Below are 12,074 nucleotides of genomic sequence, written 5' to 3'. Positions count from 1 at the left end.
TACGATGAAAATAAAAAGGGCGTGCCATCGCTGTTAAATATGGAAAGTTTGAGCAAATTGAGTTGGTCTTTTAACCAGCAGGATAGCACATTTAAAATCTGTGCTGTTTGTATCTTTAAAATAACAAAAATTAATCAGGATACTATCTTTATGACTGAAAATAAGCATAAAACAAATTATATTCTGGTTAAACACAGGTGAAAACTGTTAATGAACCTCAGCAAATGGATTTTAAAATTGTTAAGCAAATCAAACAAACAAATTTTTTGTAATTATGGAAGTTAATGCTATCTCATGGCCCCTAGTCTTATGGGTATTATGTGTGATATTATTTGTGATTTTTATATTTTTCTTAATAAATAGGTTTTCAAGAAGGAAAAGGTAAGATATTTAGTCTCATCAGAAAACCAAACAAGGAGGCTTTATGCTTTTTATGTTTGGGAAGTTACATAACTTATGCTCAAAATATATGTAGACTGGGATTTGGAGATTGATTCAGAATTTATTGAATCGTACCTGAATGACGCTATTGAGTTGCTGTTTAATAATTAATCTCAAGCTTAAATTAGATTTACAAAGTAATTTATGTTTTTAAAAAAGGGATTTAAACCTGAAGAACTAATATTTGGGGGGATAGCTATTTCATCAATTATATTTCAGACAAAATCAGTTGTTCCGGCACTTGTATCTTGCTACTTATTAGCCTTTTATTATTTTATTTTTTGCTGGTATCTGTTTGCTGTTAATAATGAAAAAAGGATATTTCGATCAATATCTTTTGGGGTTTCGTATGCTTTAATCTGGTTTATTATTGGTTCTTGTTCAGTTAAAATGTTTGGCGAACAGGATTGGTTCTTCTATTTGATAGAAGCTTTGTTGCTTTTAACAATGGGGCTATATCTGTTTTTAAATAGAAAGAAGAATAGCGATGTTTTAACTTCAGCTAATTATTGGAGAATTTCTATTGTTGTTTTCATGAATGTTTTCATCCTCATTTTTAAATAAATAAAGCTTATCCCAACGTAAGCCAGGCTTTTGCTAAGACCTCAGCCGAAACACATGCCCTTCATTGTGAACATAAGAAGATGCTGCTATTGTGATGGTTTAAGCGATCTTTTATGGAGATGCTTCGCTGCGCTACTATTGACAGACCCATAGAAGAACCGTCATCTCGACTGAAGCGCAGCAAAACGGAGAGATCTTTAAATAGATTTAGCTTCGCTGAGCACTACGTGGTTCTCGACTACGTTGCATTCCGCTCGAAATGACGGTACTGGAGTGACTGTTGCTAATATTGATTTTTATACAATAAATTAACCCTCAGGAGATTCCCTTAGGTGTCTGAGTTGTCTTAGGTGGTGAAAAATAAACCATATAAGTCATGTTAGTACATTCAAGCTTATATTTCTTAAATGCCTGATATGGTGAAAGAAAAAAATAACACGATTATTTAACCATACAAGTCATGTTAGTTCATTTAAGATATTTCTAGCTAAAAAATTAAACTCCCTCTGTTCGTTTGGTGTATGTTCGTACATAATGCCAATATCATTTAAAAACTTGGCAAAATTGCTAAACAAACTGCGCAAATAAATGCGTTTCTTGAAGTCCCGAATCTAAACCCGATTAAGGCAACACACACAAATTAACCAAATATGTTAACCAAGAACAAACACAGCGTTTTTATGCTGGGTACCATCGCCCTTTTATGTAATTGGGGCTTAATGGTACATGCACAGCAAACTAAAACCAATAAAATTGCCGGTAAGGTAAATCAACAAATAATAGCCGCTAAACAAGCCAAAGCCGATGCCGCATTTTTTGCCAAAAAGAAGCAACTGCTTACTGCTACCTGGAATGCGCCTTTCAGTTATAACAGCATTAAAACCAATAATGCTCCCATAGGACCATACATGGGCAATGGCGATGTTGGCGTGGTATGTCACACAGCAGGTAACAGCCAGACTTTTCACCTCTCGAAGGTAGATTTTGTAACCGATGGCTGGAGCGACTGGGCAGGTAACGGACCCGCAGCATTGCCAGTAGGTGGTGTACAAATTACTGTGAATTCGCCTGCTATTGCTACAGGTTTTAATTACCAGATGGACCAGCTTGGAAACGAATTGCGCATGGCTACAGCCACAGTCCAACCTGTAAACATGAAAAGCTGGATGGCTGTAAATGAAAATATGCTGGTTACCGAGCTTACAACCACTTCAAGAACACCTGTAAGTATAACTGTAGAAACATTTGCCGATACCACTACAGCTACTTATGCAACCCATGCCGGAATTAATAATCAGGTTGGGCAGGTTACACGCCAAAGCAAAACAACCGATGTAAGGTGGATTTCGAAAGCCGGTGTATCTACGCGGATTGTTGGTGCAAGTTCCGTGCTAAGTTTAGGTTCCAAATCAAAAGTCAATACTTCATTTGTACTTACCCATACTAAACCCGTATTCGTAATTACCTACCTGTCGGGTGGGGGAAAAGGCAACGATGCTCAGCTGACTGCGGCTTACACACGGTTGAAGTCGATCAATAACACAAGAATCAGCACACTAAAAGCTGCAAAAGCGGCCTGGTGGAAAAATATGTGGAGCAGATCATATGCAGAAACGAACGATGATTTGCTCAACAGGCATTACCTATCGTCCATTTATTTTCTGGCATCGGCTTACAATGAGCACTCGCCGGCCTGTGGCGGCATGTACGGGGTTTGGAACATGGACGATAAAATGATGTACCATGGCGATATTCACTTAAATTACAACAGCCAGGCAGGTTTTTACAGTGTGTTTTCGGCCAATCGCCCCGAAATTGCCAAACCTTTTTACAATTTCATCGAATCTATTGTACCTGATGGAAAAAGACGTGCGCAAACCGATCTGGGTAGCGTTCATCCATCGCTGGCAGGTAAATCGGCACGGGGTGTGCTCTTTCTGGTAGGGGGATTAGGTATTGGTGTACCTTACAATTACTATTGGCAGCAAACCATGAATGCACCTTTCAATGTACCGCTTTTCAGCTGGTATTACGAATATACCGGCGATCTCGATTTCCTGAAAAAACGGGCCTATCCCTTTATCCGCGAATGTGGCGATTTTTATGAAGACTACCTTACTAAAGAAGCTTATGGCGATTCTTACCGTTACAGCATCACCACAGGTGCACACGAAAGCAGTTGGGATTTAAATCCACCGTCGGATCTGGGCTTTGTAGCACAGACCTTTAATTTACTCCTGAAATACAGTAAGCAATTGAATGTAGATGCCAATCGCAGGGCATTGTGGGCCGATATTCTTGCGCACTTACCCAAATATAAGGTAATACAGCCCACTAAAACACCTAATAAGGGCTTGCCGGTTTTTGCCAAGAACGAAGCCGGCTGGGATTTACCCAATCACATGATCCAAATGCATCCGGTATATCCTTGCGAAGTGCTCAATTTGCTTTCCAACCCCGATACCTTACAGATTGCCAAAAACACGGTTGAGTATTATGAAGTTTCGCAAAATGGTTTCCTGGGTTCTATGAATGCCCTCGGATTAAGCGGATTTATCATGGCCGCCCGGGTAGGTTTTAATCCCGATATTATTGTCGAAAAGCTGAAAGCACAGGTTGGCAGGGCCAAAGCCAATTTTTTAATTAACGATGGACACCATGGTGCAGAGAAAACAACCCTGATCGAAACCATTAATTCCATGATGCTCCAAAGCCTCGACAGTACCTTATATTTATTTCCAAACTGGATTAAGCAAGAGGCCTCATTTACCCGTTTGCGTACAAAAGGTGCCTTCCTGGTTTCGGCCAGTTACGATGGTGCGCAGGTTTCGAAGCTCGAAATTAGCAGCGAAAAAGGAACGCGGTGCTACATTAATAACCCCTGGAAAGGAGAGGGAATCAGGGTTACCGAAAATGGGAAGTCAATAGCTGTAAGCCACCTTGGCGACAGGTATAGCTTTGCAACAAAACCCGGAGGGATTTACATGCTTCAGCGGCTGAAATTAAATTAAAGGTGTTGATGTTCAGGTGTTAACAGTTATTTCGGAAAAATTGATTAAAATTGTGTTACAAGTGTTAATACCTGTAAATAATAAAAACTAAACCAAATAAAACCAAACTTATGAGTAAAATTCAAACGACCAAATTATTTTGGTCAAGCTGCCTTGCGCTATTGGTCACCTCGCTATCGTTCGGTATCCGTGCCGGAATGATGAACCAACTGGGGATTGATTTTCAGTTAAGTGCAACACAACTGGGCACCATTACCGCTACTGCTTTCTGGGGATTCCCGCTGGCCATTGTAATCGGTGGATTTATTGTTGATATTATTGGAATGAAACGGCTGCTGGTACTGGCTTTTCTGTTTCACCTTTCGGGTATTATACTCACCATTTACGCACAGGGCTACTGGACACTGTTTTTTTCTACCCTTCTTATCGGTATTGCCAATGGTTTGGTAGAAGCAGCATGTAACCCACTGGTGGCTACACTATATCCTGATAACAAAACCACACGTTTAAACCATTTTCATTTATGGTTTCCGGGCGGTATTGTAATCGGTACATTATTGGTTACTTTCTTTACACAGATTGGCCTGGGCTGGAAAATACAGGTGGCCATGATGCTGATCCCAACCCTAATTTATGGTTATCTGTTTTCGAAACTCGATTTCCCTGTTACCGAGCGGGTATCATCTGGTTATTCGAGCAAGGATATGTATAAAGCAGTAGTATCGCCATTGTTTATTTTCATGTTTATCTGCATGTTTGGTACCGCCATTACCGAATTATTTACTGGTCAATGGATTGGATTGCTACTTAAAAACGTAACCAGCAATGCCATTTTATTGCTTACACTTACTACAGGGATTATGGTAATTGGCCGTGGCTTTGCCGAACCGGTAGTTAAAAAACTTGCACCACAAGGCGTGCTGTTGCTTTCTGCAATATTTGCTGCCACCGGACTTTATCTGCTAAGTACCTTAACCGGAAATGCTATTTTTTTTGCAGCAATTATTTTTGGTATCGGCGTTTGTTATTTCTGGCCTACCATGATTGGTTTTGTAGCCGAAAATATTCCGCAATCGGGCGCATTAGGTTTAAACCTGATGGGTGGGGCAGGAATGTTCGCCGTATCGGTATATACCATTTTTATGGGCAGTTTTTACGACGGGCTAATTGTTAAGCATCTGCCACAGGGAGCTGATTTAGGAGCTTATTTTAAAGCTGCTGGCGACACAGAACAAGGACTGGCGCTTAGCGAAGCCAAAAAACTAGCCGGACCTGAAGTGCTACAGGCTACACTAACCATTCCAATTATACTCATTGTGGCTTTTGGTTTATTGGTAATTTACATGCGTGCCCGAAAAAGCAAACAGGTAGCCAATTTAAATACAACGGTATAAGGTTGTTTAATTCGTCATTGCGGGCAGGCAGGCAATCTTACAACGATCGCTACATAGCGAGCGCATTAAGATTGCTTCGTTCCTCGCAATGACGATTCTTCTATTGGGTTTATCAATAGTAGCCTGTCGAAGGACCTGCCTTAACACCTTTAAAAGGCATTTTAACGCTTTGACCGGCTCAGTGTGATAGATTTCCAGTGTATGACAATCTCTATACAGGTGCTATTAAAAAGCGCACTCCGGCAAGTCGAATCATATTAGAAAAAGGCAATAAAATCACAAACACCATAACACCGCTATGCGCATAAAGCCCATCTTCATTACCCTGATATTATGGGGAATCTCTTTCTCCCTTAACGCTCAACAAAAAATTAAAGTAGCCTGTATTGGGAACAGTATTACCTATGGAATGGGCCTCGCTAACCGCGAAAAAGACAGTTACCCGGCGCAACTGCAAGGCATGTTGGGCAGTAAGTATCAGGTATTGAATTTTGGTCATAGCGGTGCCACCTTGTTAAAAAACACTGCCAATAGTTATTGGAAAACAAAGGCTTATGCCGATGCCCTAAAAAGCGAGCCCAATATTGTGTTGATCAAATTGGGTACTAACGATAGTAAAGGTGCAAATAGAAACCGGTATCAGGAGTTTGAAAGCACCTATAAAGACCTGATTAACAGTTTTAAGGAGCTATCCAGTAAACCACGTATTATTTTAGTTGCCCCGGTATCTACATTTAACGCCGATACCAGTTCTATTTCCGATCACGTATTAGTAAACCGCATTATTCCAATGATACAGCAGGTGGCTTTTAACGAAAAACTGGAGCTTATTAATCTCCATCCCCTGTTTGTAGATAAAGAAGAACTGTTTCCCGATAAAATTCATCCATCATCAGCAGGAGCAGCCATTATTGCATCACGTTTATACGAAACCATAACACAAAAAGGAACAGAAAATTTCGACATTTATACTAAAATAAAGGCAGAAAAGAACATCACCGGTTTTTACGGTTTTGAATGCGCTAACTTTAAATTTAATGGCCGCGATTGTAAAGTGGTTAAACCCAGAGTAGTAGCAAAAGGGCGGCCATGGGTGTGGCGCGCACGTTTCTGGGGACACGAACCTCAGGCCGATGTATCGCTGCTCGAACGTGGTTTTCATGTAGTTTACTGTGACGTAGCCGAGCTTTTTGGCAATAGCGAAGCCATCACCTTGTGGAACAGCTTTTATGCACTGATGCGGCAGGGCGGCTTGAACAAAAAAGTAGCTTTAGAAGGCATGAGCCGTGGAGGTGTTTATGTGTACAACTGGGCATTGGCCAATCCGGATAAAGTGGCTTGTATTTATGCAGATGCACCTGTGCTCGATTTAAAAAGCTGGCCCGGCGGTAAAGGCAAAGGTCCCGGAAGTAAATCAGACTGGGAGATTTTTAAAAAGGATTACCAGCTGAATGATGAGGAAGCCAATCGTTTTAATAAAAGTCCTTTAGATCATGCCGCGAAAATTGCCCGGTTCGGCTTCCCGATGCTGCATGTAGTTGGCGATGTAGATGATGTAGTACCCATTGCTGAAAACACTACGCCATTCGAAAAAATAGTGAAAGAAAACGGAGGGGATATTAAAGTAATCCATAAGCCCAATGTTAACCACCATCCGCATAGTTTACCAAATCCGACACCCATTACCGATTTTATTTTGAAGGCAACAGGGCAGAAGGTTATCTTTACAGCTAAGAACGAAATGTAATTGTTGTCACTATAACTTCCACTAAAAAACTATTGTAAAATGAAATTGCGCTATTTTGAAGAATTAAAACCCGATGCACTCGAAGATTATTATTCAACCAATATTGAATTTGGAGGACGCCAGATACAGTTGGATATAAACTTTGAAAGCAATACAATTGACGAAAATCGTTTATTAACCGTTAACAACATATTAGCGGAGTTGCCCGATTTTGTTGAGAAGCTAAATCATTTCATTCAAGAGGATTTTAAGACAGGAACTGACGTGCAGGAATATTTGGATTTCCACCTGGATGAATTGGACGAAGAATTAGACTCACTTCTTTCAACAACAGATCAGAAACTAAACAAACCAGAACAGTTGCTATCGGTTGTATCCTTAAGGAGGATTGGCTTCTATCCTGATGAAGACGATAATTTTACGGTTGCAGATTTTGGGCTAGATTCTGAAATTTCACAATATGTTTTAGTTGTAAATACGACAGGAGATCAGGAGCTTAATTACATCACGATGGAAAGCTAGGATAGCGATGCTATCTGATAGCATAACCAGTTAAAGAAAATATTTAAATACAAGACTTTAAAGACCGCTTTAGTAAAGCGGTTTTTTAGTTTCTGAACAAAAAATACCGATAAAAGTGCCGCAATTCCATGTAGATTTTAAATCTTTGTATATGCTAAAGATATCTATAAAAACAATTTTGATTGCGCTCAACGTGCTATTATTCAATACCATTATTTCGGCCCAGCAAGTGGTAGAGCCTGCCAATAACCCGGCAGAATGGTCTAAACCTTACCAACCTTTTCGCATTGCAGGTAACCTGTACTATGTAGGTACTTACGATCTGGCCTGCTATCTCATTACTACGCCTAAAGGGCATATCCTCATTAATACCGGCTTGGCCAATTCGGCCAGTCAGATTAAAGCTAACGTAGAAGCATTGGGTTTTAAGTTTGCCGATATTAAAATACTTTCTACAACACAGGCGCATTTCGACCACATGGGTGCTATGGGTGCCATTAAAAAACAAACGGGGGCTAAACTAGTTATCGATGCAAAAGATGCCGGTGTACTGGCGAGTGGAGGTCGTACCGATTATGCGCTTGGCGGAAAAGTAAGTTCTTACGCTCCGTTAAAGGCCGACCGGCTTTTAAAAAATGGCGATTCGGTTAAATTGGGTAATATGGCTTTGGTGCTGTTACACCACCCCGGCCATACCAAAGGTTCGTGCAGTTTTTTGTTTAATGTTAAAGACGGGAAAAAAACATACCGCGTGCTAATTGCCAATATGCCAACCATTGTAACCCACGAAAGGTTTGATCAGATCAGTGCATATCCGGAAATAGCAAAAGATTATGCCTATACACTTGGTGCCATGAAAAAGCTTTCGTTCGATATCTGGTTATCATCTCACGCCAGTCAGTTTAACCTGCACACCAAACACCAGCCAGGCGATGCCTATAATCCAGCTGCATTTATCGATAGAAAAGGTTACGATCAAACATTGGCCGATTTGCAAAAAGAATACAACGAGAAGATTAATGGTAAGGATTGAAATGTTGAATGAGTGAGTTTTGAATGATTGAATAATTGAATGAGTGAATTTTGGATGAGTGAATGTTTATAGCATGATGCCTGTTTCTTCATTCAAAATTCAATCATTCTTATATAGTTTGTCATTCTGATGGTTAATTTATTTCATAAAATCAATATTAGTGACAGCCCCTTCGGAGTCGTCATTTCGAGCGGAGTGCAACGTAGTCGAGAAATCTATTTAAAGATCTCTCCATTTCGCTGCGCTTCAGTCGAGATGACGAATCTTCTATCGGGCATGTTAATGGTAGCCTCTCAATTGATCGCGACAGGTAGCAGAACAACTTTCGTTCATCTATATTGGGTAACTTCTAGTTAAATTTTGAATGATTGAGTTTTGAATGAGTGGATGTTTATAGCATGATGCCTGTTCCTTCATTCAAAACTCAATCATTCTGTCATTATTAATTTAGCCAATTTCTAATTACCATAAGTAAAAGAAACTCTTGGCGCTATTTCAACGTAACCATTATCTTTAAAATAAGCCACAAAATAAGTGCCCGAAGGGCTATTGGCTGGTAAAGTTAGTGTTGTGCTCCCAGTGGCAACACCATTGGTATATTTCCAGGCGCTGGCATAGTTACTGGTGCCCGGCACCTTGCCACTTTGATAAATACCAACCCAGGCCTGCGCATCGGTAGAGCCGTTTGCAAAATTTACCGTAATCGTTTCTCCCGTTAAATAGGCGGTTTTATTTACCCCAACAGTTGGCTGTACTGTGGTGATCGAAAAAGTGGTGATCACCCCCTTATGATCAGAAGGCCATGTTCCGGTTGGAATAACAAAAGGATTGGTGTAAGTGGCATCTTCATAGCCCTGACCACGAACAATAGAGCCAGAAGGGCCAAATACAATCGATTCATCAACACTTACCCTATTGCTGTTATCGGCATAGTAAATATAATCTATACGGTCTCTTTCATCAGCATCCGGTGCCCAAACAAGCGATGATAAGCTGGCGCTGGTGTTAAAGGCTGCCCAGGTAAAGCCGGGGGCGAGTACAGGATTCGGATTTTTAATCCGGTACGAATCTTTATATCCTTTGGCATACAAAGCCACGCTACCTTGCCAGGGCACAATGGTACCATGATGATCGAAAAGGTTTTTTTGCGCATCAACCCAATCTAAATGCGAAGGCTCGTTAAAATCTCCACCCAGTATCACAATTCTGCCGCTGTCCCTTTCCAGTTTTGCATCGTTAATAAAGGCATTTATTTCTTCATCTCTGCTCGATTGTAAGTTCGAAGCCAAAACAGCATTCACATCTGTAACGGGCTGGCTTATTTTTTGAAAGCTGTTACCATCATAACCCCTTGGCAGGTAACAGGCATAATTTAAATAATCTAAATGCGCCGAATATACCGCCACTGTTGTATTCACGTTGAGCTTAACAATGGCTTTATCAAAGGCATTGCTATACATCCCCGCTTTAAATGAAGCGATCGGATATCGGGATAGGATACCCACATTGTTATCTTTAAACGAATAAAATGTGAGGTTTTTTTGCTGCAATGCCGCCACAATCCTGGCGCTGAAATTTGTATTGTTGTAATTGCGTACCTCACTTAAGGTAACAATATCGGCCCCCGATTGAACAATCGCATCTACAATGCCATTAAAGCCGCCTGTTACTTTTGTACCCTCTTGCCAAACATTAAGTTGCAAAACTTTTAGCTTAATTGGGGTTGAGGTAGCAGTAGCCTCGAGCATTTTGGGTTTAAGTGAGGTGGTGTTGTTTGCTGCAATTAACGATTGTTCTTTTTTGCAGCTCATAAAAAGAAAACCGGTTAAGCAGATAACCCAGTAGTTATTTTTCATAGTTTTTTGTTTAGATAAGTTATCCCAGGCCCCTGATAGCAGATGCCTGGGATATGATGAGTTATGGTAATGTGGTTAAATTAACGCTTGGTGCTGTTCCCGTTGCTGTTCTGCTTAAAGCGGTGCCATAACTGGTATAGGTAGCAAAGAATCCACCGTTTTTAAGGTAAAAACTATTGCCGGTTACACCACCCTGGTAATCCATTCGCTGCTCTGCCGATGCAGTGGCATCATAACTGAAACTGGCATTGGTAACCTCTGTCCAGCTACCTGCACTGGTTTTGTACCATTGGTTGCCATAATTACAGCTTCTTTGTAAATAGCCCTGATCGGGATTAAAGTTTTCGATAAACGAATATACACCGGTTAAGTAAGCTGTAGTATTCGGACGTTTCCATTGTGCCAGAACTTTCCAAACGCCATTTTCGGGCGCATAAAACCAGGCCGTGTAATCAGAGCCGCCAGCACCATCAGGTTTGCCTTGCAGTAAGAATTTATAAGTTGTACCGGCAACCCAGTTAAACAACATGTACGATTGGCCGCCTGTGCCTTCGCCGCCAAAACCATTGGTGGTTACACCGGTTCCTTTTCTTACCAGGGAAGTCGAACCAGTTGATGGATCCCAAACCGAAAATAAAATCCTTCTCTCAGTAGCCGAGTTTACCTGCATACCAAAATAGCCGCCGCTAAAACCATCGGCCATAAAGTAAGAACCTATTTTATCCTGTCCGCTCGGAACATTCAGTTCGCTGTAAAACCATTCGGTACCCGATGGTACAGTGTAATTTAAGTGGCACGACGGGCCTCTTCGCGACCAGTAATAATCTGCAACCGTGTTGGCATATTGCACGTTCGATGCAACTACCGGTCCGCTGATTACAAGGTCAGAAATATCGCCAAAATAGCTGCCTGTTTTACTAACGCCTTGAATATCTACCCGTACATAACCGGCTGCTGTAATGTTTACCGTACCAATATTAGTTGTGGTAGCCGTTGTACCGGTAATGGTTTTATTAAATACAGTTCCGTTAATGGTTACTTTAATATTGCTGCTGCCCGAAGGTACAGTGCCCTTTACGGCAACAGTTAAATTGCCGGTAAGGCCTAAACGAAACCAAACACTGGTAATGGTACTGGCCGAGGTCCAGTTGTGCAGGCCCGTATCATTAATTAATCCGCCGGTGCCGGCAGTATAAGCGTTACCACCTAAACCTACGTTTAACGAGGTGCCGCCTAAGCTTTCGGTAACTGCAATGTTGTTTTTAATTTCTGAGGGAACTGTGTCCTGTAAAGTTTCTGTTTTCTTACAGGAGAAAAGTACAAGCAATAATAGCATGCTTGTGGCAAATGAAGCTGTTTTTTTCATTTTTTGTGATTTTGGTTAGTATATGGTTTATTAATTAAGTTGCACTTATCCAATCGTCTTGTAAAAACAAGAGATTATTTTGCTTAACCTAGCCCCATTCTTCAACTGGAAATACCTTGCCTGTGTACAGACAATTAAGA

8 protein-coding genes are annotated in these 12,074 nt (G+C 40.9%); 6 read left to right on the top strand and 2 right to left on the bottom strand.

The genetic code is table 11. The annotated features are described in order from the left end of the window. Window positions 1-585: 585 nt before the first annotated feature. The 6 genes from HWV58_RS16890 to bla all read left to right on the top strand — a co-directional run bounded on the left by HWV58_RS16890 (window position 586) and on the right by bla (window position 8,712). The gene (locus HWV58_RS16890) at window positions 586-1,005 is read left to right on the top strand and encodes a hypothetical protein (RefSeq protein WP_175635213.1); all 420 of its coding nucleotides are present in this window, start codon (window positions 586-588) and stop codon (window positions 1,003-1,005) included. Window positions 1,006-1,655: 650 nt separating this feature from the next. Further along, entirely contained in the window at window positions 1,656-4,016 is a 2,361-nt protein-coding gene (locus tag HWV58_RS16885; protein ID WP_175635212.1) for a glycosyl hydrolase family 95 catalytic domain-containing protein, read from the top strand. A gap of 110 nt (window positions 4,017-4,126) precedes the next feature. Further along, window positions 4,127-5,410: an MFS transporter gene (locus HWV58_RS16880; protein WP_175635211.1), complete on the top strand. Its 1,284-nt coding sequence runs from the start codon at window positions 4,127-4,129 to the stop codon at window positions 5,408-5,410. 298 nt (window positions 5,411-5,708) lie between these two features. Continuing rightward, window positions 5,709-7,157: a GDSL-type esterase/lipase family protein gene (locus HWV58_RS16875; RefSeq protein WP_175635210.1), complete on the top strand. Its 1,449-nt coding sequence runs from the start codon at window positions 5,709-5,711 to the stop codon at window positions 7,155-7,157. Window positions 7,158-7,196: 39 nt separating this feature from the next. After that, window positions 7,197-7,679: a DUF2004 domain-containing protein gene (locus tag HWV58_RS16870; RefSeq protein ID WP_175635209.1), complete on the top strand. Its 483-nt coding sequence runs from the start codon at window positions 7,197-7,199 to the stop codon at window positions 7,677-7,679. 151 nt (window positions 7,680-7,830) lie between these two features. Beyond that, complete coding sequence (gene bla / locus HWV58_RS16865; protein ID WP_175635208.1) at window positions 7,831-8,712, top strand: subclass B3 metallo-beta-lactamase; 882 nt, start codon at window positions 7,831-7,833, stop codon at window positions 8,710-8,712. A gap of 458 nt (window positions 8,713-9,170) precedes the next feature. Here bla and HWV58_RS16860 read toward each other — a convergent pair whose 3' ends face one another. Both HWV58_RS16860 and HWV58_RS16855 read right to left on the bottom strand, forming a co-directional pair. After that, the gene (locus HWV58_RS16860) at window positions 9,171-10,568 is read right to left on the bottom strand and encodes an endonuclease/exonuclease/phosphatase family protein (protein WP_175635207.1); all 1,398 of its coding nucleotides are present in this window, start codon (window positions 10,566-10,568) and stop codon (window positions 9,171-9,173) included. Between the two features lie 61 nt (window positions 10,569-10,629). Next, window positions 10,630-11,934, bottom strand: coding sequence for a DUF3472 domain-containing protein (locus tag HWV58_RS16855; protein WP_175635206.1), 1,305 nt, complete (start codon window positions 11,932-11,934; stop codon window positions 10,630-10,632). Window positions 11,935-12,074 lie beyond the last annotated feature (140 nt).

Origin of the sequence: Pedobacter ghigonis (assembly GCF_903166585.1) — a bacterium.
GTDB lineage: Bacteria > Bacteroidota > Bacteroidia > Sphingobacteriales > Sphingobacteriaceae > Pedobacter > Pedobacter ghigonis.
The sequence above is the reverse complement of the archived record's forward strand: the minus strand, read 5'-3'. Positions and strand labels throughout refer to the sequence as shown.